General features: G+C 72.3%; 24 protein-coding genes. 19 read left to right on the forward strand and 5 right to left on the reverse strand.

What is annotated here, in order from left to right:
* Positions 1-41: 41 nt before the first annotated feature.
* The gene (locus FY030_RS01830) at positions 42-1,322 is read right to left on the reverse strand and encodes a carboxylate--amine ligase (protein WP_158060029.1); all 1,281 of its coding nucleotides are present in this window, start codon (positions 1,320-1,322) and stop codon (positions 42-44) included.
* A 134-nt stretch (positions 1,323-1,456) separates the two neighbouring features.
* Here FY030_RS01830 and FY030_RS01835 point away from each other — a divergent pair, with 134 nt between their 5' ends.
* The 3 genes from FY030_RS01835 to FY030_RS01845 all read left to right on the forward strand — a co-directional run bounded on the left by FY030_RS01835 (position 1,457) and on the right by FY030_RS01845 (position 4,930).
* A complete protein-coding gene (locus FY030_RS01835; protein ID WP_158060030.1) occupies positions 1,457-2,536 on the forward strand; it encodes a lipid II:glycine glycyltransferase FemX in 1,080 nt (359 codons plus the stop codon).
* 91 nt (positions 2,537-2,627) lie between these two features.
* Positions 2,628-3,797 carry a DegT/DnrJ/EryC1/StrS family aminotransferase gene (locus tag FY030_RS01840; protein ID WP_158060031.1) on the forward strand — a complete coding sequence of 390 codons (1,170 nt, stop codon included), beginning with the start codon at positions 2,628-2,630 and terminating at the stop codon, positions 3,795-3,797.
* 29 nt (positions 3,798-3,826) lie between these two features.
* Entirely contained in the window at positions 3,827-4,930 is a 1,104-nt protein-coding gene (locus FY030_RS01845; protein WP_158060032.1) for a lipid II:glycine glycyltransferase FemX, read from the forward strand.
* Positions 4,931-4,939: 9 nt separating this feature from the next.
* On the opposite strand, the gene FY030_RS01850 is transcribed toward FY030_RS01845, so the two are convergent.
* The 4 genes from FY030_RS01850 to FY030_RS01865 all read right to left on the reverse strand — a co-directional run bounded on the left by FY030_RS01850 (position 4,940) and on the right by FY030_RS01865 (position 9,424).
* The gene (locus FY030_RS01850) at positions 4,940-5,824 is read right to left on the reverse strand and encodes an HhH-GPD family protein (protein ID WP_158060033.1); all 885 of its coding nucleotides are present in this window, start codon (positions 5,822-5,824) and stop codon (positions 4,940-4,942) included.
* Entirely contained in the window at positions 5,824-6,900 is a 1,077-nt protein-coding gene (gene disA / locus FY030_RS01855) for a DNA integrity scanning diadenylate cyclase DisA (protein WP_158060034.1), read from the reverse strand. Before disA ends, FY030_RS01850 begins: the two co-directional genes overlap by 1 nt.
* A gap of 187 nt (positions 6,901-7,087) precedes the next feature.
* Positions 7,088-8,512 carry a DNA repair protein RadA gene (radA, locus tag FY030_RS01860; RefSeq protein WP_158060035.1) on the reverse strand — a complete coding sequence of 475 codons (1,425 nt, stop codon included), beginning with the start codon at positions 8,510-8,512 and terminating at the stop codon, positions 7,088-7,090.
* Between the two features lie 123 nt (positions 8,513-8,635).
* Positions 8,636-9,424 (reverse strand): DUF3109 family protein, encoded by a 789-nt coding sequence (locus tag FY030_RS01865; RefSeq protein ID WP_158060036.1) that lies wholly within the window; start codon positions 9,422-9,424, stop codon positions 8,636-8,638.
* Between the two features lie 30 nt (positions 9,425-9,454).
* Between FY030_RS01865 and FY030_RS01870 the strand changes: the two genes are divergently transcribed.
* The 16 genes from FY030_RS01870 to hemL all read left to right on the forward strand — a co-directional run bounded on the left by FY030_RS01870 (position 9,455) and on the right by hemL (position 23,797).
* A complete protein-coding gene (locus tag FY030_RS01870) occupies positions 9,455-10,414 on the forward strand; it encodes a Ppx/GppA family phosphatase (protein ID WP_158060037.1) in 960 nt (319 codons plus the stop codon).
* Positions 10,411-11,223, forward strand: coding sequence for a sugar phosphate isomerase/epimerase family protein (locus FY030_RS01875; RefSeq protein ID WP_158060038.1), 813 nt, complete (start codon positions 10,411-10,413; stop codon positions 11,221-11,223). The genes FY030_RS01870 and FY030_RS01875 overlap by 4 nt, the downstream gene beginning before the upstream one ends.
* A gap of 76 nt (positions 11,224-11,299) precedes the next feature.
* Positions 11,300-12,265: a proline dehydrogenase family protein gene (locus tag FY030_RS01880; RefSeq protein WP_192498676.1), complete on the forward strand. Its 966-nt coding sequence runs from the start codon at positions 11,300-11,302 to the stop codon at positions 12,263-12,265.
* Between the two features lie 29 nt (positions 12,266-12,294).
* The gene (gene proC / locus FY030_RS01885; RefSeq protein WP_158060039.1) at positions 12,295-13,098 is read left to right on the forward strand and encodes a pyrroline-5-carboxylate reductase; all 804 of its coding nucleotides are present in this window, start codon (positions 12,295-12,297) and stop codon (positions 13,096-13,098) included.
* A 75-nt stretch (positions 13,099-13,173) separates the two neighbouring features.
* Positions 13,174-13,713, forward strand: coding sequence for a GNAT family N-acetyltransferase (locus FY030_RS01890; RefSeq protein ID WP_158060040.1), 540 nt, complete (start codon positions 13,174-13,176; stop codon positions 13,711-13,713).
* 89 nt (positions 13,714-13,802) lie between these two features.
* Positions 13,803-14,990 carry an acetoin utilization protein AcuC gene (locus tag FY030_RS01895; protein ID WP_158060041.1) on the forward strand — a complete coding sequence of 396 codons (1,188 nt, stop codon included), beginning with the start codon at positions 13,803-13,805 and terminating at the stop codon, positions 14,988-14,990.
* Between the two features lie 195 nt (positions 14,991-15,185).
* A complete protein-coding gene (locus FY030_RS01900; RefSeq protein ID WP_131103537.1) occupies positions 15,186-15,386 on the forward strand; it encodes a helix-turn-helix domain-containing protein in 201 nt (66 codons plus the stop codon).
* A 159-nt stretch (positions 15,387-15,545) separates the two neighbouring features.
* Positions 15,546-15,644, forward strand: coding sequence for a 30S ribosomal protein bS22 (locus tag FY030_RS01905; RefSeq protein ID WP_003792170.1), 99 nt, complete (start codon positions 15,546-15,548; stop codon positions 15,642-15,644).
* A 183-nt stretch (positions 15,645-15,827) separates the two neighbouring features.
* Positions 15,828-16,169, forward strand: a complete 342-nt coding sequence (locus FY030_RS01910) for a glutaredoxin family protein (RefSeq protein ID WP_158060042.1) — start codon at positions 15,828-15,830, stop codon at positions 16,167-16,169.
* A 107-nt stretch (positions 16,170-16,276) separates the two neighbouring features.
* Complete coding sequence (locus FY030_RS01915) at positions 16,277-16,945, forward strand: redox-sensing transcriptional repressor Rex (protein ID WP_158060043.1); 669 nt, start codon at positions 16,277-16,279, stop codon at positions 16,943-16,945.
* Positions 16,942-18,288 carry a glutamyl-tRNA reductase gene (locus tag FY030_RS01920; protein WP_158060044.1) on the forward strand — a complete coding sequence of 449 codons (1,347 nt, stop codon included), beginning with the start codon at positions 16,942-16,944 and terminating at the stop codon, positions 18,286-18,288. Before FY030_RS01915 ends, FY030_RS01920 begins: the two co-directional genes overlap by 4 nt.
* On the forward strand, positions 18,285-19,283 hold the full coding sequence (gene hemC, locus FY030_RS01925; RefSeq protein ID WP_158060045.1) for a hydroxymethylbilane synthase: 999 nt from the start codon (positions 18,285-18,287) through the stop codon (positions 19,281-19,283). Before FY030_RS01920 ends, hemC begins: the two co-directional genes overlap by 4 nt.
* Positions 19,280-20,941: a bifunctional uroporphyrinogen-III C-methyltransferase/uroporphyrinogen-III synthase gene (locus FY030_RS01930; protein WP_158060046.1), complete on the forward strand. Its 1,662-nt coding sequence runs from the start codon at positions 19,280-19,282 to the stop codon at positions 20,939-20,941. The genes hemC and FY030_RS01930 overlap by 4 nt, the downstream gene beginning before the upstream one ends.
* Positions 20,941-21,933: a porphobilinogen synthase gene (gene hemB, locus FY030_RS01935; protein WP_158062580.1), complete on the forward strand. Its 993-nt coding sequence runs from the start codon at positions 20,941-20,943 to the stop codon at positions 21,931-21,933. The genes FY030_RS01930 and hemB overlap by 1 nt, the downstream gene beginning before the upstream one ends.
* The gene (locus tag FY030_RS01940; RefSeq protein ID WP_158060047.1) at positions 21,930-22,403 is read left to right on the forward strand and encodes a MarR family winged helix-turn-helix transcriptional regulator; all 474 of its coding nucleotides are present in this window, start codon (positions 21,930-21,932) and stop codon (positions 22,401-22,403) included. Before hemB ends, FY030_RS01940 begins: the two co-directional genes overlap by 4 nt.
* A 71-nt stretch (positions 22,404-22,474) precedes the next feature.
* A complete protein-coding gene (gene hemL, locus FY030_RS01945) occupies positions 22,475-23,797 on the forward strand; it encodes a glutamate-1-semialdehyde 2,1-aminomutase (RefSeq protein WP_158060048.1) in 1,323 nt (440 codons plus the stop codon).
* Positions 23,798-23,801: the final 4 nt, after the last annotated feature.

Genomic DNA, 23,801 nt, shown 5'->3' on the forward strand with positions numbered 1-23,801 from the left:
CCGTCGGCACGGGGCTAGAACCCGGAGGCGACGGCCCTCGGTTAGAACCCGGAGGCGGTGGGGCGGGGGTAGTAGCGGGCGAACTTGCGCACGTGGTTGGCCTGCTGGACCAGGACGTAGGCGCGGCGGCGCAGGTTGAGGCGTTCGTAGAGCAGCGGGTGGACCGTGCGGCGGCGGGCGGCAGCCAGCACCCGGCGGCGCAACTGGGGGTCGCGCACGTAGTGCAGCAGCATCAGCGGGGAGACGATGCAGTAGAGGATCTCGCGCATCCCGCGGCGCGGCGCGCGCTGCAGGCCATGCACCACGTCGTCGACCACGGCGCCGACGATGTCGGCACCGGCGGCGGTGGCGTAGTAGTTGTTGCGACCCATCCGCGGGTTCATCTCCATAAAGCAGGTGGTGCCCGTCCGCGGGTCGATCTTGGCGTCGATATTGGCAAAACCCCAGTAGTCGACCTCACCCAGGATCCGTTCGGCCGCATCCATCAGCTCGCTCATCGGGGTGGTGATCATCGCGGCCGGGTTGCCCAGCGCCATCGGGTGATGCTCGCCCAGGAGCACCTGGGCGGTGGCCATCGCGGTGACGGTGCCGTGCTGGTCGACGTAGGCCACCACGGAGAGCTGGTGGGTGTCGTCGCCCGGGATCAGCTCCTGCACCAGGAAGTCGTCGCGGTAGCCGGCCTCCGCGAGTGTGCGCGCCAGCTGGGCCCACTCCTCCGGGGTGTCGAGGAACCAGATCTTGCGGTAGCCGGGAAAGCGCAAGTTTTCGTAGGAGGCGCCGTTGTCCGGCTTGGCCACGACCGGGAAGGGGACCTGCACGGGGTCGGGGGCCCAGCCGGGCTCGTCGGCGCCGGCGAAGCTGATCACGCTAGTGCGCGGGGTGGCCAGGCCCAGTCGCTCACAGATCTGGGCGAAGTGGGTCTTGTCGGCCACCTGCGCCAGGGTCTGCTCGGACAGATAGGGGAAGACGTAGAGCTCGCCCAGCTCCTCGGCGTGCTCCGCGAACAGCTGGGCGTGCGAGTCGGCGTTGCACAGCAGCAGCAAGGGCACGCTCGGGGACTGCTCGCGCAGCATCCGCCCGCGCGCGAGCAGAGTCGAGATGACCTCGTCCCGTCCGCCGTCCGGGGTGAGCTCGACAACGTCAGCGATGCGGGACCAGGCGATGCCACCAGTGACCGCCCGGGCCACGATCGTCGAGCGGACCCCGTAGGACTCGTGAAAGGCGCGGGCCAGGGCGTAGATGCCCTGGTCGGTGCCCAGCAGCACGGGGTGGAAGGGCGCGGCGGCGGCACCGGTCGAGCCGGCCCGGGCGGGGGAGGTCATGGGTCAGGATGCTAGTTGGGCGCGAAGACGCAGGCGATCCCGGGCAGGGCACGATCCGGTCACGGCCCCCTTAGGCACGGACGAACCCCCGGCGCGCAGACGGTCCCGGTCCCGGAGGCCTAGACTCGGGGACCGTGACCTGGCACGTGCACCACATCGGACCGGACGACCGCGGCCGCTACGAGGACTTTGTGGCCTCGCTCGGGCCGTGCGAGCAGCTGACCTTCTACCACTCCTGGGAGTGGGGCGAGGTCATGGGCGAGCGGACCGCTCGTCTGGAGCGGGTGGCGCTCGAGCACGACGCAGAGCTGGTCGCCGTCGCGCAGGTCGGGCTGCACGATGACCACGGGGTGGTGTTCTGGTACGCCCCCCGCGGCCTGGCGATGGACCACTCCGACCCACAGCGGGTGGCGGCGGCCTACGGGGTCCTGCGCGACCACTTCCGCGGCCGGGAGAGTGCCGCCTTCCTGCGGGTCGACCCGAACGTGCTCCAGGGAGCGCCGGCCGAGGCGGCCCTCGACGCCGCCGGCGGCAAGCGGGCCGCGATCTTCACCCAGGTCGAGCGGTGCTGGGTCGCCGAGGTGCAGCCCACCCCCGAGGCGCAGCTGGAGTGGCTCAAGGAGCGTGGGCTGAGGAGCAACACCCGTCGGCTGTTCAACAAGTCCCGCAAGGCCGGCGTCACTGTCCGGGCCAGCGACGACCCCCAGGACCTGGAGACGCTGATCGCCATGCTGCGCGAGCTGGACGCGCGCAAGGGCGGCATCGGCAAGCACGACGACGAGCACTACCGGACCCAGTTCGCGCACATGGCGCCGGCCGGGCACCAGAAGGTGTTCCTGGCCGAGAAGGACGGACGGGTCGGGGCGGCGTCGCTGATGGCCATCTACGGCCAGGAGGCCAGCTTCCTGCACGGTGCCAGCTCGGCTGAGGAGGACTTCCGCAAGCTCGCGCCGAGCTACCTGCTGCACCTGGAGACGATGGCCTGGTTGGCGCAGCACCGGCCCGAGGTGACCCGCTACAACTTCTGGGGCATCGTCTCCGAGGAGAACCGGCGCCCCGAGCACCCGCGGCACGGCTACTCCGAGTTCAAGCGCGGCTTCGGCGGCTACAAGGTGGAGTACATCCGGGCTCGGGAGTTCGTCTACCGGCCGCTGCGCCGCTCTGCGCTCTACCTGCTGGAGACCTATCGCACCAAGCGTTACCAGAACGACTGACGGGTCAGCAGCGTGTCCGGGGCCGCTGCGCAGGAGTAGGCCCGCGTGGTGAGGTCAGGGCGGTCATGGGACACCTCTCTAGACTGGCCCGGTGAGCTCCGCCAAGACCGAACAACTCTCCGCCGACGTCCGCGTGCAGCTGGCGGGCCTTTCCGGCACCGACCCCGCCGACTGGCACCTGGTCTCCAAGGGCCGGCACGCGATGATGCTGGCGATGGCCCAGCAACCGGCCGGTGAGGTGCTGGGCCAGCCGCTGACCTGCCTGACCGCGGTGGCTCCGGCCATCTCGGCCGGGCACCGGCCCACCTACGCCGACATCGACGCCGACACCCTGGCCCTCGACCCGACCCGGGCCGCCGAGGCGGTCACGAAGCAGACGCGCGTGGTCGTGGGCCAGCACACCTTCGGCGCCGCGGCCCCCATGGAGGCGCTGCGCGCGCTGCTGCCCGACGGGGTGCTGCTCATGGAGGACTCCGCGCACTGCCTGGGCGAGATCGCCCGGGGCTCCGACGGGGCGCCGGTAGCCGATGTGTCCATCCACAGCTTCGGCCTGGAGAAAATGCTGCCCACCCGCACCGGCGCCGCGGTCTGGGTCAGCCCGGACACGGCCGACCGCCCCTGGCACGCTCCGCTCGTGGCGGTCCTGCGCGGTCTGGACGATGCCGGGCGACGGCAGCGGGTTGCCGACGTCATCTCCCCGCAGGTCCGCCGCGTGGCCCGCAAGCTGGGCGCGCCCGGTGCCAAGGCAGTCGCCCTCGCCGCCCGGACCGGTCTGGTCGAAGAGGTCATCATGGCCTCCGAGCGGGACGGACACATCGCGGGGACACCGAGCCGGCTCACCGGGTCCGCCCTCACCGCCGTAGGTCGCGAGCTCCCAGGGCTGGCGGCCTCCCAGCGGCACCGGCGACGGATCGCGGGCATCTACCGGGAGGGACTGGCCGAGGTCGCAGAGGTCACCCGGCCCGCGGCGCTCGACGCGCCGGAGCGCACCCTCGTGCGCTACCCCATACTCCTGCCCTCCGTTGCGCAGGCGCAGGCCTGCTTCACCGCCCTCCAGAAGGCGGGCCTGGTGCCGGGCCTGTGGTACCGCCCCCTGCTCTTCCCTGGGCCGACCGACCCCGCGCCGTTCGCCTACGACCCGGCCACCTGCCCGGTCGCCGAGGACGTCAGCAGCCGGATCCTCAACCTGCCCACCGCGCCGTTCGTCACCGAGGAGATGGCCCGCCGCGCAGTGACGGTCGTCGGCGACCACGCGCGGTGACCCGCCGGTCGCGGGGATAGGTTGGACCGGTGCCCGTCCTCGACCTCACCGACACCGCCGCCGTCGAGCGGTATGCCGACTTCGTCCGCTCCCATCCGCTGCGGGCGGTGAGCCAGGACCCCCGGTGGGGGATCGTCAAGGACGACTGGGGGCAGGAGGCGGTCTACGTCGAGGACGACGGGCGGATCGTCGCGGCGATGACCCTGCTGGTGCGCCGGCTGCCCGGCGGCTTCTCGGTGCTCTACGCGCCGCGAGGGCCCCTCGTGGACTGGGACGACAAAGATCTGGTGCGCCGGGTCCTGGCCGAGGCCGAGCCGCTGGCCCGTAGGCACCGGGCGATCATGACCAAGTTCGACCCCGAGGTGGGCTTCAGCGAGGAGCTGGACCGCTGGCTGCGCGCCCAGCCCGGCTGGGTCGTCAAGAACGTCGGCGCAGGCAAGGACGACCTGGTCCAGCCGCGCTACTGCATGATCGTCCGACTGCAGGACGAGGCCGGCGAGCCGCTGACCGAGGACGAGCTGCTCGCCAAGTACGACGGCAAGGCGCGCAACCGCGTCCGCACCGGCCGCAAGAAGGGCGTGCGCACCGAGGTGGTGGACACCCCGGAGGGCCTGGACACCTTCCACGAGATCTACACCTTTATGGCCCGCCGCAACGAGATCACCGCCCGTGGCCTGCCCTACTTCCACCGCATGCGGGAAGCCTTCGGCGAGCGAATGCGGATCACCCATGCACGGCACGAGGACGACGTGCTGGCGGCCTCGGTCACCATCGACTACTGGGGCAAGCTCTACTACCTCTACGCCGGCTCCACCGACGTCAAGCGCAACCTCAGCGCAAACCAGGTGATGAACCACGAGCTGATGGCGTGGGGGCTGTCCACTGGCGCGGAGTCCTACGACATGGGCGGCGTCTTCACCCTGGACAGCTCCGACGGGCTCTACCTGTTCAAGCGGGCCTTCTGCAAGGGTGACGGCGGCGCCACCGAGTTCATCGGCGAGGTCGACATCGTGCACAACAAGGCCCTGTATGCTGTGCTCCAGCGCCTGGTGCCCCGGGTCCAGAAGGCTCGCCGCGATCTCGCCGGGAAGGTCTCCCAGGCCCGCAAGCGGGTCGCCGCCGGGCGCGCCTGAGCGCGTCGCTCAGGAGGGCAGCTGGAAACGCTCGCCGTCCAGAGGCTCGACCAGACCCTCGTGCACCAAGGCGTCGATGCAGCGCTCCTGCTGGGCGGCGTCCGGCCACCGGGCCCGAAGTTCGGCACCGGCCACCGGGCCACTGCTTTCGCGCAACGCCTGCACGATGCGGCCGCGGCACTGCCGGTCCGTGCCCTCCCAGGCTTGGCCGCGACGCGGTGGGCCCGCATAGGGCGGGTATCCGGCCAGCCGCCAGGCACATCGCGAGGCGATCGGGCACTCGCCGCAGCGTGGTGCGCGCGCGGTGCACACCAGGGCGCCCAGCTCCATGACGGCCACGTTCCAGGTCGCGGCGTCGCCGTCGGAGCCGGGGAGCAGCGCCGACGCCAGCTCGACCTCGGCCCGGGTCAGGCTCGGCGCGGGCAGGGCTACGCCGGTGACCGCACGGGCCTGCACCCGGCGGACGTTGGTGTCCACGACCGTGGCGCGCTGGCCGAAGGCGAAGGCCGCCACAGCGGCTGCGGTGTAGTCGCCGATGCCGGGCAGGGTGCGCAGGGTCCCCTCGTCGGCAGGCACCTCTCCGTCGTGCTCGTCCCGGATAGCGGTGGCCGCGGCGTGCAGGCGCAGCGCCCGGCGGGGGTAGCCGAGGCGTGCCCACTCCCGGACGGCCTCCCCGGGGGAGGCGCCACCCAGCGCGGACGGGGTGGGCCAGAGCGCCATCCAGCGCGTCCAGACGGGCAGGACCCGGGCGACGGGCGTCTGCTGGAGCATCACCTCGGAGACCAGCACCCCCCACGGCGAGCAGTCCGGGTGGCGCCAGGGCAGGTCGCGGCGGGCTTCGGCATACCACTGCAGCAGGGGGGTATGGAGCAGTTCCCCCCGGGGGTCGGGCATCAGGAGTAGCGCTCCAGGATGGAGTTCTCCGCCAGCCGGGACAGGCCCTCGCGCACGGCCCGGGCCCGGGTCTCGCCGACGCCCTCCACCTGCATCAGGTCATCCAGGCTCGCCGACAGCAGGGCCTGGAAGCTGCCGAAGTGGGCGACCAGGCGGTCCACGATGGCGCCGGGCAGGCGGGGGATGCGGTGCAGCAGCCGGAAACCCAGGGGGCTGAGCTGCTGGTGGTCCATGCCGTCGCCGATGACGTGAATGCCCAGAGCGCGGGCCACGGCGGCGAGGTCGATGAGCTCGGTCGCGTCCAGGCTGGCCAGGCCTTCCAGCACCTGGTCGGGCGCGCGCGGGCCGTCGTCGTCGGCGACATAGTCGCGGATCAGTAGCTCCCGCTCCCGGGTGACCCCGCCGGTGAGCTCGTCGAGCTGCAGCCCGATGAGCCGGCCGTCCACTCCGAGCTGGATGACGTACTGCTCGATCTCCGCGCTGATCCGCCGCACCATCTCCAGCCGCTGCAGCGCGGTGGCCAGGTCGCGGACGGTGACGAGGTCCTCGATCTCCAGGGCGGACAGGCTGGCGTTGACCTCGTCGAGGCGGGTGCGGTAGCGCTCCAGCGTTTGCAGCGCCTGGTTGGCCTGGGCCATCACCTGGATCCGGTCCTCGAGGATGTGCCGCGCGTGCCCGACGTAGAGGGAGATCGTCGACATCGACTGGCTGACGCAGATCACCGGGGCGCCCGTCTGCTTCGCGGTGCGCTCCGCGGTGCGGTGCCGGGTGCCGCTCTCCTGGGTCTCCAGGCTGCGGTCCGGCGTCAGCTGGGTGCCGGCGCGGACGAACCGGCCGTCCTTGCTGATGAGGATGGCGCCGTCCATCTTGGCCAGCTCGCGCAGCCGGGGCGCGGAGAACTCCACGTCCAGCTGGAAGCCGCCGGAGCACAGCGTCTCCACCGACCGGTCGGCCTCGAGGACGATAAGCGCACCTGTGCGCCCGCGCAACACCCGTTCCAGACCGTCACGCAGCTCGGTGCCGGGCGCTACGGCGGCCAGGGTCTGCAGAATCTCGTCGTCGAGGCGCTGCGCCACGTGTCACCAGCCTTCCCGTGGGTGCGCCCGACCGGCGTGCGGCCCACCCTGCGCCCCGATGATAGGCCGGGAGGCGGGCCGGACGGCCCGTCCGGCAGATTCTTTACAGATTCTTGATCTTCGGCACAGGCCGCGTCCGGCCCGGTCGACGCCCGGACCGTCGCGGTCTATGGCCCGCTCCCTGCGATCAGGGTGTTGTCGTCATCGTCCCGGTGCTCGGCCCTGCGATGGTCGCGGTGGCGTGCGCCGCCGCCAGGACGACGCCGACCGCGTCGGCGAGGGTGGCGACCTCGTGGATCCGCATCCCGGTTGGTGGCTGACCCTCGGTGAGCGAGCCTTCGGGCACCACGGCCTCGGTGAAGCCGATCCGGGCCGCCTCACTCAGCCGTCGAGGTAGGCCGGTCACCGGCCGCAGGTCGCCGGAGAGTCCCACCTCGCCGACGGCGATCGTGCTGAGAGGCAGCGCCAGGTCGGCCCGGGCGCTGGCCAGGGCGAGCGCGAGGGCGAGGTCGACGGCCGGCTCACTCAGCCGGACACCGCCGACGGTCGAGGCGTAGCAGTCGTGCTTGGCCAGTGGCACCCCGCCGCGCTGGCTGAGCACGGCCAGCACCATCGCCAGCCGGGCTGAGTCCAGCCCGCTGGTGGTGCGCCGGGGGGAGCCGGTCTCCTCGGAGCTCACCAGGGCCTGCACCTCGGCCACCAGCGGGCGACGGCCCTCCAGGGTGACGGTGACGCAGGTGCCGGGCACCGGCCGGTCGCGGCTGGTGAGGAACAGGCCGCTGGCGTCGGCCAGCCCCCGGATCCCGCCGTCGCCCAGGTCGAAGCAGCCGACCTCGTCGGTGGGGCCGAACCGGTTCTTCACCGCCCGGACCATCCGTAGCCGGCTGTGCCGCTCGCCCTCGAAGCCCACGACGACGTCGACCAGGTGCTCAAGCACCCTGGGGCCAGCGATGTTGCCGTCCTTGGTGACGTGGCCGACGAGGATCGCCGCGGTGCCGGAGGACTTGGCCGCCTGGATGAGCGCGGCGGCGACCTCGCGGACCTGGCTGACGTTGCCGGGGGAGCCCTCGACGTCGGCGCTGGCGACGGTCTGGACAGAGTCGATGATGAACAGCCGGGGGGACACCGACCCGATCTGACCCAGGACGGTGGCCAGGTCGGTCTCGGAGGCGAGGTAGAGGGTGTCGGCGACCGCGCCGATCCGCTCGGCCCGCAGCTTGACCTGGGCAGCGGACTCCTCCCCGGAGACGTAGAGCACCCGCTCGCCGGTGCGGGCCGCCCGTGCGGCGACGTCCAGGGCCAGTGTGGACTTGCCGATACCCGGCTCCCCGGCCATGAGCACGACCGCACCCGGCACGATCCCGCCGCCGAGCACCCGGTCGAACTCATCCACCCCGGTCGAGCGGGCCTGCGCCTGCTCCGCGTCGACCTCGCCGATCGGCACGGCCGGCCGCGCGGGTGCGACCGCGCTGGTACGCGCCGAGGTGGGGGCGCCGACCTCGGCGAGCGTCCCCCACGCCTGGCACTCCCCGCATCGGCCCACCCACTTCACGGCTGTCCACCCGCACTCGGTGCACCGGTAGGAGGGCCTGGTCCCGCTCTTGCTCGCCACGACCCCGAGGGTATGCGGTGCCACCGACAACCGGTCCGGGGCAGGCACACCGCGCCAGCGGGACGGACGTAGGGGGGACCCGCCGCCAGGCCAGACCGTCTTTGCCGGACTCCGTCCGGGTCCTCAGTAGCCGGCGGCGCGGGTGGCTGGGTGGACGTAGAGCTCCAGCAGCCGGCGCCCGCCGGGAGCAGCCCGTAGCGCGGCGACCGCGGCGAGGTGGTCCTCGCACAAGGAGACCAGCTCCGCATACCCCTGCGGCCCGAGGAGCTCCACGAGCTCATCCCGCAGCGAGAGGTAGACCGGCTCAGGGGAGGTGTGGGCATCGGGGTGGCCGGTGCAATACCAGTCGAGGTCGTGCCCGCCGGGCCCCCAGCCGCGCCGGTCGAACTCGCCCATGGAGATCTCCAGGTAGGACGTGCCGTCCGGCAGCTCCACGTCGCGGTAGTCCCGCTTGAGCGGCAGCTGCCAGCACACGTCCGGCTTGGTCGTGTGCGGAGGGACACCCGTCGCCACTGCGTGCTGGTGCAGCGCGCAGCCCGCGCCGGCGGGGAAGCCGGGCCGGTTGAGGAAGACGCAGGCGCCGTCCACCACGCGGGTCGTGACGGCCTCCCCGTCCTCCGCGCACCACCCCTCGTCCTGGCCGGGCCCGTGCAACTGCCACTCGTCGGGTCCCAGCTGATCGACCACGGCCGACACCCTGGCCACGTCGTCGGCGTCGGTGAAGTGGGCGCCGAGGGTGCAGCAGCCGGCGTCGGGCTGATCGGCGTCGATGCCCGGGCACCGACCCTCGCCGAACAGGCAGTGCCAGCGCGAGGTGAGCCAGGTCAGGTCCAGGCGAAACCGCTGGGCGGGCTCGGCCGGATCCGTCAGCTCGACCCAGACGCGGGGGGTGTCGAGCGGGGTCTCGGTCACCGGGTCAAGGGTAGAGGGGATAATGCAGTCATGCGCCTAGGTGTCATCGACGTGGGTTCGAACACGGTGCACCTGCTGGTCGTGGATGCCTACCACCCGGGTGCGCATCCGATGCCTGACTACTCGCACAGCACCGTGCTGCGGCTCGCCGAGCACATGACCCCCGACGGCGACATCTCCGCCAAGGGGGCGCAGCTGCTCTCCGGGTTCGTCAGCGAGTGCGTCGAGGTCGCCGAGGAGCGTGGGGTCAAGCAGCTGATGGGCTTCGCGACCAGCGCGATCCGTGACGCGGGCAACACCGGGGACGTGCTGGCCCAGGTCAAGGACTCCTCAGGGGTGGCCCTGGACGTGCTGGAGGGGGACGCGGAGGCGCGGGTGACCTTCCTGGCGGCCCGGCGCTGGTTCGGCTGGTCGGCGGGCCGGCTGCTGCTCATCGACATCGGCGGGGGCTCCCTGGAGCTGGCCGCCGGCCTGGACGAGGACCCCGACGTCGCCGTGTCGGTGCCCCTGGGCGCAGGCCGGCTCACCCGGGAGCTGATCAAGGATCCGCCCGGCGCCGGTGAGCTCAAGACGCTGCGCAAACGGGTCCGCTCCGAGATCGCCAGCGTGCAGCCCCGGCTGGCCCGGGTGGGCGAGCCGCAGCTGGCCGTCGGCACCAGCAAGACGATCCGCTCCCTGGCCCGGGCCTGCGGCGCCGCACCGCGGGCCGAAGGCCCCTATGTGCCCCGGACCCTGGCCCTGGCCGACCTCACCGAGCTGGTCCAGAAGCTGGCCTCGATGCCGGCGGCCAAGCGCTCCAGCCTGCCCGGGGTCTCGGCCGCCCGAGCCCCGCAGCTGCTCGCCGGTGCGGTAGTCGTCGAGGCGTCCATGGACCTGCTCGGGCTGGACACACTCACGGTCTGTCCCTGGGCCCTGCGGGAGGGTCTGATCCTGCGTTTCCTGGACTCCCTCACCGGCCGCGACGACTCCGTGAACGGACACCGGGCATGAACCACATCCCCGTGCACCTGTCGACCTCCTCGGTCTACCCCGAGAACGCCGCCTACGCCTTCGACCTGGCCCAGCGGCTGGGCTACGACGGTGTGGAGATCATGGTCTGGACCGACCCGGTCACCCAGGAGGCGGGCGCGCTCAACGCGCTGGCCGAGCTGCACGAGCTGCAGATCGGCGCAATCCACGCACCCACCTTGCTGCTCGCCCAGCGGCTGTGGGGCTGGGAGCCCTGGGGCAAGATCGAGCGGGCGCTGGACCTGGCCGCCGAGGTCGGCGCCCAGTGTGTCGTCGCCCACCCCCCGTTCCGGTGGCAGCGCGGGTATGCCGAGGGGTTCGTCGAGGGGGTGGCCGAGCGGGAGGAGCGCTGGGGGGTCCCGATCGGGGTGGAGAACATGTTTCCCTGGCGCACCGGGGCCTCGGCGATGCAGGCCTATCTACCCGGGCCCGACCCCCGGCCCTACCCCTACGCCAACGTCACCCTGGACATCAGCCATGCCGCGACCGCCGGCACTGACGCCCTGGAGCTGGCCCGGGACCTGGGCCCGAGGATCCGTCACCTGCACCTCGGCGACTCGTTCGGCTCGTTCAAGGACGAGCATCTGGTGCCCGGCCGGGGGCGTCAGCGCTGCCAGGAGGTGCTGGAGTTCCTCGTCGAGCAGGAGTTCACCGGCGTGGTCAGCCTCGAGGTGGGCACCCGGCGGATGTCCTCCCCGGTGCGGGAAGAGGCGCTTGCAGAGTCGCTCGCCTTCGCCCGCGAGCACCTTGGCCAGCACGACCTTCCCGGGGCGCGGCGGCATACCTCCTAGAAAGTCGCTGGCCAGGCGCCGTCCGGGAGCAGCCTCGCGCGCGGGTCCGCGCGCCCGCAGGCGTAGCCTTGCCCTCATGGACCTCGCCGATCTCAACCCCTCGGCCGTGCTCCGGCAGACGCTGCTGGGCATGAGCCGCAACGACCAGCTCCGGCAGATCATCGAGCAGGCGCCGGTCAGCCGTGACGTGGTCAAGCGCTTCGTTGCCGGTGACCAGACGCCAGACGCCGTGCGCGTCGCGGGGGAGCTGGTGGAGACGCGGCGCCGGGTCACCATCGACTACCTGGGCGAGGACACCCTGGACCCCGAGCAGGCGGCCGCCACCACAGACGCCTACCTGCAGCTGCTCGGCGCGCTGGCCGAGGCCGGTCTGACCGTCGACGGGACCGTCGAGGTCAGTCTTAAGCTCTCCGCGCTCGGCCAGGCCCTGGGCCGCGACGGTCACCGCATCGCGCTGTACCACGCCCGCTCGATCTGTCAGACCGCTGCCAACGTCGGCACTACCGTGACCGTCGACATGGAGGACCACACCACCACCGACCTGACCCTGGCGACGGTGCGCGAGCTGCGCCAGGACTGGCCGTGGGTGGGGGTAGCGCTGCAGAGCTACCTCTACCGCACCGAGGAGGACTGCCGCGACCTGGCCCATGAGGGCTCACGGGTGCGCCTGTGCAAGGGCGCGTACAAGGAGCCGGAGAGCGTGGCCTTCCAGGACGCCGGCGACGTCGACCGGGCCTACGTGCGCTGCCTGAAGGTCTTGCTGCAGGGCCAGGGCTACCCGATGGTGGCCACCCACGACCCGCGGTTGATCGAGATCACCAGCGTGCTCGCCGCCAAGGCGCAGCGCTCCCCGGACAGTTTTGAGCTCCAGATGCTGCTGGGCATCCGTCCGGACGAGCAGCTGCGCCTGGCCGGCTCGGGGGCCCAGATGCGCGTCTACCTGCCCTACGGCCAGGACTGGTACGGCTACCTGGTCCGGCGGATGGCCGAGCGCCCAGCCAACCTGAGCTTCTTCCTGCGCGGCCTGGCGACCCGGGGGTGAGCAGGGGTGAGCAGGGGGGTGAGCACGGTATGACGATCGCCATCCTGGGCGCAGGGGTGATGGGCGGGACGCTGGTGGCCGCACTGGCCCGCTCCGGTCACCGACCCTCCGACATCATCGTCGCCGACAAGTCCCCCGAGCGGGCCGCGCAGGTGGCGTTGGGGCACGGCACCCGGCACGACAGCGCCGAGGAGGCCGTCGCCGGGGCACAGACCGTCGTGCTGGCGGTCAAGCCGCAGGACATGCGTGGCCTCATCGACCAGGTCCGCGACCGGATGCGGCCGGGGACCCTCGTCGTGTCGATCGCCGCGGGGATCAGCACTGACTTCCTGGAGGCGCGGCTGGCCGAGGGCACCTCGGTCGTGCGGGTGATGCCGAACACCCCCGCCCTGGTGGACCAGGGCATGTCGGCGCTCAGCCCGGGCCGGCACTGCACCCCTGAGCACCTGGCCCAGGCCAGGGCCCTGCTGGAGCACGTGGGCCGCGTCATCGTCCTCGACGAGAGCCACCAGGACGCGGTCACCGCGATCAGCGGCAGCGGCCCGGCCTACATCTTCTACGTGGTCGAGGCGATGATCGAGGCGGGGGTCCTGCTCGGGCTGCCCCGCGACACCGCCACCGAGCTCGTCGTCCAGACGTTGTATGGTGCCGCCACGATGATCCGCGAGACGGGACACCACCCCACGGTGCTCCGGGAGCAGGTCTCCAGCCCCGGCGGCACCAGCGTGGCTGCGCTCCGGGCGCTCGAGGATCACAAGGTCAGGGCTGCTTTCCTCACCGCGATGGAGGCGGCCGCGGTCCGGTCCCGGGAGCTTTCTCCTCGGCCCGAGTGAGTCAGGGTGCAGAGCACCTCAGAGTTCACCTTGCCGGGCGAGGGACGCCGGAACCCGTATGACAGAGTAGGGAACATGAGCGAGATTCACGTGCGCGTCCTGGGCGAGGACGAGTGGGAGACCTACAAGAGTGTCCGCCTGCGGGCGTTGCGTGAGTCTCCCGAGGCGTTCGTCGCCTCGGCCGAGGAGGAAGAGTCCTTCGAGGATGCGGACTGGCAGGAACGGCTCGCGCGCTCCCAACGGCTGCTCGCCGAGGAGAACGGTGACGCCATCGGTGTGGCCAGCGTGGGTGGCGTCCACCGCACCAAGTCCGACAACATCGGTGAGCTCTTCGGCCTGTGGGTCCAGGCGGACCGCCGCGGCTCCGGCGTGGCCCGGCGGCTGCTCGAGCAGGCCGCGGTTGTGGCCCGCGGGGCCGGCCTGAAGCAGCTGGTCTATTGGGTCGGCACGGACAACGGGCGCGCGGTCGCCTTCGCCTCCAGCTTCGGCTTCCGCCCCACCGACGACCGCCGCCCGATGCGGATCCGCGGCGTTGACGCGGAGGACGCCGAGTCCGAGGAGATGAAGATGGTCTACCCCTTGGCCGACGCGGCCGGGGTGCCCACCTCCCTGTGACCTCCCACCCCTGAGCCCGGCCAGGATCTCCCGCGGGCAGGTGCTGGCCGCAGGTGGGCACGGCATAGGCCGTGGACTACGTTGGGGCCATGAGCGGCTCATGGGTCATGTGGGACGAGCGCTACACGGCCTACGACTTCGGGCCGGGCCACCCCATGCACCCCAGCCGGCTCGACCTTACCTACCGGTTGGCCGCCGCCCTGGGTCTGCTCGACCATGACGACGTCACGGTGGTGCCCGTGGAGCCGGCCCGTGTCGCGGACCTGCTCACCGTGCACAGCCCCGACCACGTGACCGAGGTCAAGAAAGTCTCGGCCGACCCGAGCCTGGCTCGCGGACGGCACGGAGTGGGCACCGAGGACACCCCCGCCTTCGCCGGCATGCACGAGGCTTCCTCCTACGGCGTGGGCGGCACCCTTGCGGCCTGCGAGGCCGTGTGGTCGGGACAGGTCAGGCGTGCGGTGAATATCGCGGGCGGGATGCACCACGCGATGCCCGAGGCGTCCGCGGGCTTCTGCGTCTACAACGACATCGCCGTGGGGATCAAGCGGATGCTGGACCGGGGCGCGGAGCGCGTGGTCTACCTCGACCTGGACGTCCACCACGGCGACGGGGTGGAGCGCGTCTTCTGGAACGACCCCCGGGTGCTGACGGTGTCCCTCCACGAGAGCGGCCGGGCGTTGTTCCCCGGCACCGGCTTCCCCGGCGACACCGGCGGCCCCAAGGCGCAGGACACGGCCGTCAACATCGCGCTGCCGCCCGGCACGGGGGACGAGGGCTGGCTGCGCGCCTACCAGGCGGTGGTCCCCACCATGGTCCGGGCCTTCAACCCGCAGGTCATCGTCAGCCAGCATGGCTGCGACTGCCACTACGCCGACCCGCTGGCCCACCTCACCGTCTCGATGGAAGCGCTGGCGGTGGCCTGCGGTTGGGTGGCGGACCTGGCCGAAGACACCGCCGAGGGGCGCTGGGTCTCTCTGGGCGGCGGGGGCTATGAGCTGATCGACGTCGTGCCCCGAGCCTGGGCGCACCTCATCGGGGTGGTCACCGGCCGTCCGGTCGACCCGGCCGCACCCGTGCCCCAGTCCTGGCGAGACTACGTACGGGAGGTCTACGGCCGTGAGACGCCTGCTCTGATGGGGGACCGCGGTGGCCGGCCCATCCGGTACGGCCGCTGGGAGGACGGCTACCAGCCCGAGGACCCCGTCGACTCGGCGATCATGGCCACGCGCCGTGCCATCTTCCCCGGCTGGGGCCTGGATCCGTACCTCGACTAGAACGCCGCGACACCCCCGTCTCACCCAACTCATTGGTCACGTTCGGCGTGTCAGGCTGGACATTTCTAGGGCAACGACTTTCGCAAGCACCACATCTGCCCCTATGGTTAGGCCCGACAACCAGAGAGTCGGGCAGCGACCGGAGGGGAAGCCGAGTTCGCACGCCCGCGCTCATGAAGAGACGGGATTCGTCCTATGGCAGATGAGCGACAGCTCGCCGAGATGACGTTTATGACCGTGGCCGAGGTGGCCGCCGTGATGCGTGTATCCAAGATGACGGTGTACCGACTGGTGCACTCTGGAGAGCTTCCCGCCGTGCGCGTGGGCCGCTCGTTCCGGGTCCCGGAGCAGGCGGTGCACGACTACCTCCAGGACTCCTACCACGGCACCGCCTGAGGGCCGTGACCACTAGCCGATCCCTGCCCCCGCACCGTGGCGGTTGGGCGGGCGCGTTTGGGCGGGTCTGTCCCGCCGCGTTAGGCTGATCCAATCCGTTGTGCGCACCGACCCCCGTCGAGAGCGCATGCACCACGACCGACGAACGAAGGACGGCCTATGGGCTCTGTGATCAAGAAGCGCCGCAAGCGCATGGCGAAGAAGAAGCACCGCAAACTGCTGCGCAAGACGCGTCACCAGCGTCGCAACAAGAAGTGACCCAGGTCCGGTCGCCGCTGGGCGGCCGGCCTGTCGCAGAGGCATGGCGCCCCACCCGCCCGGGTCGGGCGCCATCGTCGTGCCCGGGGTGCTCGGGTGCCTAGGCCGGGTGAGGGGTCGGGTGAGGCGGGATGGGCAGGAACAGGCTCGGGCGGTAGGCCGGGCCCAGCAGGAGGAGGGTGGATGTGGGAACGGCTCCGGCGGCGGCGCCCTGAGGCGCGGCGCGCGCCCGAGGTGGTCGTCGTGACCCGCACCGGCTGCCACCTCTGCGAGGAGATGCTGGCAATGGTGGGGGCAGAGCTCGGTCCCGAGGCCCGTCCCGGCACCCTCGACCTGGACGCCGCCCTGGCCGCCGGGCAGATCACCGCTGAGCAGCACAAGCGGTGGACGACCCTAGTGCCGGTGCTGCTGGTCGACGGCCGCGAGGTGGCCCACTACCGCGTGCAGCCGGGGCAGGTGGCAGCGCTCCGGGACCGCAGTGCCGGGGGCCCTGAATCCCGCCGATCCCGCCGTTTTGGAGGTTGAGGGGATCCGACCATAGAGTGAGGGGGTCCGCGTCGCCGTCGTGCAGGGGTCTGATATAAGCCCCTCCCGGTCGACGCCGTCCAATGAGAGGAGCCGGTGCCGCCGTGATGGCCGAGTCCACCCGACGGGGGGTGCCGGAAGCCACCGTCGGACGACTCCCGGGCTATCTCCAAGCGCTCTCTGCCCTCGCTGACCAGGGCCGACGCTCCGTGTCCAGCGACGAGCTCGCTGCCCTGGCCGGTGCCCGGTCTGCCCAGGTGCGCAAGGACCTGTCCCACCTCGGCTCCTACGGGGTTCGCGGCGTCGGCTACGACGTCGCCCGGCTCTTGGAGCAGATCTCGGCCGAGCTGGGGCTCTCCCAGGACTGGCCCGTCGTGATCGTGGGGATGGGCAACCTCGGCCGCGCGCTGGCCGCATACGGCGGTCTGGCGACCCGCGGCTTCCGGGTGGTCGCCGTGGCCGACCGTGACCCAGCCGTGGTCGGCACCACGGTGGAGGGTATGCGGGTCTGCCGCCTGGAGGACTTCGACCCGCTCACCACCCCGGTCGCGGTCGGCGTCATCACCACCCCGGGGGACCAGGCCCAGGCCGTCGCCGACCAACTGGTCGCGCTCGGGGTGCGCTCCATCCTCAGCTTCGCGCCGGGGGTACTCACCGTGCCCGCGGACGTCGACGTGCGCGCCGTCGACCTCGGCACCGAGCTGCAGATCCTGGCCTTCCACCAGCACCAGCGTTCGCTGACGGCCGCCGAGGCCGAGACGGGGGTGGTCTCGTGAGCGTCCTGGTCGTCGGCATCTCCCACCACAGCGCACCCTTCGACCTGCTCGAGCGGGTCGCGCTCGACACCCAGGGCGCCGACCAGCTGGCCCGGCAGGTGCACTCCGCCGGTCACGTCGAGGAGGCGATGGTGCTGGCGACCTGCAACCGCCTCGAGGTGGTGGTGGAGGCCAGCACCTTCCACGGCGCGGTGACCGAGATCGGTGAGCTGCTGTGCGGGCTGAGCGGGCTGGACCACGACCAGTTGGCGCCGCACCTGTACGTCCACCATGACGAGCGCGCGGTGGCCCACCTGTTCACCCTCGCCTGCGGCCTGGACTCGATGGCGGTCGGGGAGAGCCAGATCCTGGGTCAGCTCCGCTCGGCGCTGGCCGCCGCACAGCGGGACTCCCGCCTGGGCCCGGCGCTCAACCCGCTGCTGCAGAAGGCACTGCGGGTCGGCAAGCGGGCCCACGCCGAGACCTCGATCGACGCGGTGTCCCGCTCCTTGGTGACGCTCGGACTGGAGCGGGCCAGGCGAGTCCTGGGCGACCTGACGCAGGTGCGGGCTGTCGTGCTGGGCGCCGGGGCCATGTCCGGTCTTGCCGTCGCCACCCTGGTCCGGGACGGCATCACTGACGTCACCGTGGTCAACCGGACCGGCCCCACCGCCCGGCGGCTCGCCGAGCGGCACGGGGTGCGTGCGGCCGGCTGGGAGGAGATGGCAGCCAGGGCCGGCTCTGCGGACCTGCTCATCACCACGACCGGCGCGGTGGGCCAGGTGCTCGACGCCGCGGCCCTGGCCCAGGCCCGGCTGGACGCCGGGCGCACCGGGGCGCCCCAGGTCGTCCTCGACCTGGCCCTGCCCCGTGACATCGACCCCGAGGTGGGGCAGCTGTCCGGCGTGCACCTGTGGGGCCTGGCCGAGTTGCAGGTGGAGGCCGAGCACATCCAGCCCACCGCCCAGGATGCGCAGGAGCGGGACGCGCTGGCCGCGGTGAACGACCTGGTCACCGCCGAGGTGGCCGACTACCTGACCGAGCGACGGGCCGCCCGGATCGCCCCCACCCTGGCTGCGCTGCGCTCCAGCGCCGCCAAGGTCGTGGATAGCGAGATGACCCGCCTGGACCAGCGGCTGCCGCACCTGCCCGATGACGAGCGCGCCGAGGTCCGACGCACGGTCCAACGGGTCGTGGACAAGCTGCTGCACACACCTAGCGTGCGGGCCCGGCAGCTGCAGTCGGCCGAGACCAGCGGCGTCGGCGACTACGCCCATGCCCTGCGTGAGCTGTTCGACCTCGACCCGCACGACATCGCGGTGGTCTCCTCGCCGCCGCCGACCGGCCAGGGAGGTGCTGGATGACCGGGCGACCGCTACGCCTCGGCACCCGCGCCAGCGCCTTGGCCACGAGCCAGTCCGACTGGGTGGCCGAGCGGCTGCGCGCCGCGGGCTACCAGGTGGAGCTGGTGCACGTGCGCACCGAGGGTGACGTCTCCCGGGCCAGCCTGCAGGAGATCGGTGGCACAGGGGTCTTCGCCTCGGCGTTACGCGACGCCCTGCGTCGTGGGGAGGTCGACCTGGCAGTGCACTCCCTGAAGGACCTTCCGACCGCGCCCGAGGCTGGCCTGACGATCGCCGCCGTCCCCGAGCGGGAGGACCCGCGGGACGTTCTCGTCGCCCGCGACGGTCTCACCCTGGCCGAGCTGCCGACAGGCGCCGTCATCGGCACCGGGTCCCCCCGCCGGGCGGCTCAGCTCGCGCTGGCTCGCCCCGACGTGCAGGTCCGCGACATCCGCGGCAACGTCGGCACCCGGATCGACCTGGTCCGCCATGGCGAGCTCGACGCGGTGGTCCTGGCCCGCGCCGGTCTGGCCCGCCTGGACCGGCTCGCGGACGCCACGGACACCCTTGAGCTGGACGTCATGCTGCCCGCGCCCGGCCAGGCTGCCCTCGCGGTCGAGTGCCGCGAGGCCGACCACGAGCTCGTCGCGCTGCTGGAGCGGACTCTCGAGCACGCCCCCACCCGGGCCGCCGTGACCGCCGAACGGGCCGTGCTGGCCGCCCTCGAAGCGGGCTGCACCGCCCCGATCGCCGCCCTGGCCACCCCGGTCAGCGCGGCCCCCCACCCCTCGGACGCCGCCGACGGCGCGCTGTCCCTCCATGTCTTCGTGGCGCTGCAGGACCTCACGCAGCGACACGAGGCGACCGGAACCGACCCGGTCGCCCTGGGCCACGAGGTGGCCCAGCAGCTGTTGACCGAGCAGTTGATGACCCGTCCCGACCCCGCCGGCCTCGAGGCCGACCGCAGCCGCCCGGCGGCTGTCCGCGGGGCCTTCGAACCGGAGCCAGACCTGTGAGCACCGAAGCCCTGTCCATCCACCCCTCGCACCTGCCTACCCACGTGGCGGCCGCCCGCGTCGCCTTCGTCGGCGCCGGACCCGGCGACCTCGGTCTGCTCACCGTCCGGGCCCGGGACTATCTCGCGGCCGCTGACGCCGTCGTGCTCGACAACGCCGAGATGGTCGAGCAGCTGGGTCCCTGGACCCGCGACGACGTCGACTTCGTCCTCACCACCACCGACAGCGGCCGTGAGCGCACCGATGCGGCGCGCGTCAAGCTGCTCGTGCGCACCGCGACCCGCTTCACCGACCCCACCCATCTGGTCGTCCGGCTCCTGGAGGGTGACCCGGTCGCCGACCCGGCCCTGACCCGGGAGGCCAGCGGCGCTCACGAGGCCGGCATCCCCTTCGAGATCGTCCCGGGGGTGGCCACCGTCTGGTCGGTCCCGGCATACGCCGGGATGCCGCTGGCCGGCACCGTCGGCAAGGGAGGTGCCCTGCACCTCATCGATGCCGAGGCCACCGGCACCGACTGGAGTCGCTCCGTCGACGACGGGATCACCGTGGTAGTCATGGGCTGCGGCGACCCGCTGCAGAAGGCCCTGGTCGGCCTGCTGGAGGCCGGACGGGACCCGAAGACCCCCGTGGCGCTGACTGAGCACGGCACCACGGTGCGCCAGCAGACCAGTGTGCTCTCCCTCGGTGAGACCGTCGAGGCCCTGGCCTCCGGCGCAGCAGCCTGTCCCGACGCCTCGATCGCGGTTGTGGGGCACCCCGTGGAGCTGCGCTCCGAGCTGTCCTGGTGGGAGAGCCGGCCACTGTTCGGCTGGTCGGTGCTGGTGCCACGCACCAAGGAGCAGTCCGGCTCGATGACCGCCCGCGTCGCGGCCTACGGCGCCACGTCCTCCGTCGTGCCCACCATCAGCGTCGAACCACCCCGCACCCCGCAGCAGATGGACCGCGCCATCAAAGGTCTGGTCACCGGCCGCTACGAGTGGATCGGCTTCACCTCCGTCAACGCGGTGAAGGCCATCCGGGAGAAGTTCGAGCAGCTGGGTCTGGACGCCCGCGCCTTCGCCGGGCTCAAGCTGGCCGCGGTTGGCGGCGTCACCGCTGACGCCCTGCGTGAGTGGGGCCTGGAGCCCGACCTGGTGCCCACCGGCGAGCAGTCCGCTCGCGGCCTGCTGGAGGTCTGGCCGCCCTACGACGAAGTCCTGGACCCGATCAACCGGGTTTTCCTCCCCCGCGCGGACATCGCCACCGAGACCCTTGTCGCCGGCCTGCAGGACATGGGCTGGGAGGTCGACGACGTGACGGCCTACCGGACCGTGCGTGCCTCGCCGCCCCCGGCCCCGGTCCGGGAGGCGATCAAGGGGGGTGCCTTCGACGCCGTCTGCTTCACCTCTTCCTCGACCGTGCGCAACCTGGTCGGGATCGCCGGCAAGCCGCACCCCAACACCGTCGTGGCCTGCATCGGCCCGGCGACCGCGCAGACCGCGCAGGAGCACGGGCTGCGGGTCGACGTGGTGGCCGACGAGGCCAGTGCGGTCGCGCTCGTGGACGCCCTGGCCGAGCACGCCCGGCAGCTGGGTGAGGCGGCCCAGGCGGCCGGTGAACCGGTGGTGCGGCCCAGCCAGCGGAAGGCCACCGCGCGACGCTCCCGGTCCCGCCGGTGATCCGGGGACCGCACGAGCGGCCCCGCCGGCTGCGCACCACGCCGGCCCTGCGCCGGCTGGTTGCGCAGACCCGGGTCCAGCCCGCCGAGCTGATCCTTCCGGTCTTCGTTCGCGACGGCCTTGAGGAGCCGGCGCCGATCGGCTCCATGCCGGGCGTGCTCCAGCACACACCGGACAGCCTGGTCGCGGCCGCCCGCGAGGCGGCCGCGCTCGGCGTCGGCGGCATCATGGTCTTCGGGGTGCCTCGCCCTCAGGACAAAGACGCAGGCGGATCCTGCGGGTTGCGCCCAGACGGGGTGCTCAACGCCGCGCTGCGGCGACTGCGGGACGAACTCGGCGACCGCACGGTCCTGATGAGCGATCTGTGCCTGGACGAGTTCACCGACCACGGCCACTGCGGGGTGCTCACCGATGACGGACGTGTCGACAACGACGCCACCCTCGAGGTGTATGCACAGATGGCGGTAGCCCAGGCGGACGCCGGCACCCACGTCGTCGGGCCCAGCGGGATGATGGACGGGCAGGTCCGCGTGGTGCGCGAGGCCCTGGACGGGGCCGGCCACCAGGACGTCGCCGTGCTGGCCTACACCGCCAAGTACGCCTCCGCCGCCTACGGCCCGTTCCGCGAGGCCGTCGCGTCCACCCTGCAGGGCGACCGGGCCACCTACCAGCAGGACGCGGCCAACCGCACCGAGAGCCTGCGTGAGCTGCGGCTCGACCTCGCCGAGGGCGCCGACATGGTCATGGTCAAGCCTGCCCTGCCCTACCTCGACGTGCTCTCCGACGTAGCCAAGGCTGCTGACGTGCCCGTCGCCGCCTACCAGGTCAGCGGGGAGTACGCGATGATCGAGGCCGCCGCCGCCCAGGGCTGGTTGGACCGGGACCGGATGGTCCTGGAGACGCTGACCTCGATCCGCCGGGCCGGGGCCCAGAACGTCCTGACCTATTACGCCGTGCATGCGGCCCGTCTGCTGCAGGACCAGGGCCGATGACCCGCTGGCTGGACCAGCAGGAGCAGCACGCCTGGCGGGCGATCCTGCGCTCGGGCCACGTGCTGCGCGCCGCGATGGACGAGGCGCTCGTCCAACACGGGGTGTCCCTGGGGGAGTACGAGCTGCTCAGCATGCTCTCCGAGGCACCCGGGTGCCGGATGCGGATGTCGGTCCTGGCCGACCTCATCGTGCAGTCCCGCAGTCGGGTGAGCCACACCGCGACCCGGTTGGAGCGGCAGGGCTGGGTCGAGCGGGCACCCAGCCGGCAGGACGGCCGGGGCGTTGAGCTGGCCCTCACAGACGCCGGACATGCCCGGCTCAGCGAGCTGGCCCCGATCCACGTTGAGAGCGTGCGCGCCGCGTTGCTGGACCACCTGACCCGGGAAGAGCTGCTGGCCCACGGACAGCTCATGCGCCGCGTCCTGGTCGCCACCCGGCGCAGCGACGACGAGGCCAGCGACGCCGTCTGAGCGCTCCGCCGAGCACGGGTGCAGGTGCCCCGGCCCCTGGCGCGGGTAGCACCGCGCCTACCCTGGACGGTATGACGAGCCCGGTCACCCCATACCCCCTGGACGCACCCGCCTCGGAGCAGCTGCTCGGCCGCGCCAGGCAGGTTATCCCCGGCGGGGTGAACTCTCCGGTCCGCGCCTTCCGGTCGGTCGGTGGCACGCCGCGGTTCATGGAGCGCGCGCACGGGCCCTGGCTGTGGGACGCCGACGGGCGTCGCTACGTCGACCTCGTCTGCTCCTGGGGCCCGATGATCCTGGGCCACGCCCACCCCGACGTGCTCGCGGCGGTCACCCAGGCCGCGGGGGAGGGTTTCTCCTTCGGAACGCCCACGGCGCGGGAGGTCGCGCTGGCCGAGGAGATCGTCTCGCGCGTCGAGCCGGTCGAGCAGGTGCGGCTGGTCAACTCCGGCACCGAGGCGACGATGAGCGCGCTGCGCCTGGCGCGCGGGTTCACCGGCCGCTCCGTCGTGGTCAAGTTCGCCGGGTGCTACCACGGCCACGTCGACGCGCTGCTGGCCCAGGCCGGCTCCGGGGTGGCCACCTTCGCGCTGCCGGACAGCGCGGGGGTGCCGCAGAGCGCGGCCGGGGAGACGGTCGTGCTGCCCTACAACGACGTCCCGGCCCTGGAGCAGCTCTTCGCCGAGCGCGGCGACCAGATCGCCGCGGTGATCACCGAGGCGGCACCGGGCAACATGGGTGTCGTGCCGCCCGAGCCCGGCTTCACCGACGCCCTGCGCCGGGTGACCCTCGAGCACGACGCCCTGCTGATCAGCGACGAGGTGATGACCGGCTTCCGGTGCTCGCGCGCCGGCTGGTTCGGCCTGGAGGGTATGCCGCAGGGCGGCGCCCCTGACTTGTTCACCTTCGGCAAGGTGATGGGTGGAGGCTTCCCGACCGCGGCCTTCGGCGGGCGGGCGGAGGTGATGGCGATGCTGGCGCCGGAGGGGCCGGTCTACCAGGCCGGCACCCTGTCCGGGAACCCGGTCGCCTCCGCCGCGGGCCTGGCCACCCTGCAGGCCTGCACGGACCAGACCTACCGCCGCCTGGACCAGGTCAGCCAGGCGCTCGCGGGTGCGGTGACCGAGTCCTTCACCCGCCACGGCATACCCCACCGGATCCAGTGGGCCGGATCGATGTTCTCCGTCTTCTTCCGCGAGGGCGCCGTGCGCTCCTACACCGACGCCCAGGCCCAGGACCAGGAGCGCTTCGCCAGGTTCTTCCACGCGATGCTGCGCCGTGGCGTGCACCTGCCGCCCAGCTGCTACGAGGCGTGGTTCGTCTCGGCCGCGCACGGCGACGAGGCGGTCGAGGTGGCCATCGCGGCGATCGAGGACAGCGCGGCCGAGGTCGCCTGACCGC

The organism is Ornithinimicrobium pratense (assembly GCF_008843165.1).
In the GTDB taxonomy this organism is placed as follows: domain Bacteria; phylum Actinomycetota; class Actinomycetes; order Actinomycetales; family Dermatophilaceae; genus Ornithinicoccus; species Ornithinicoccus pratensis.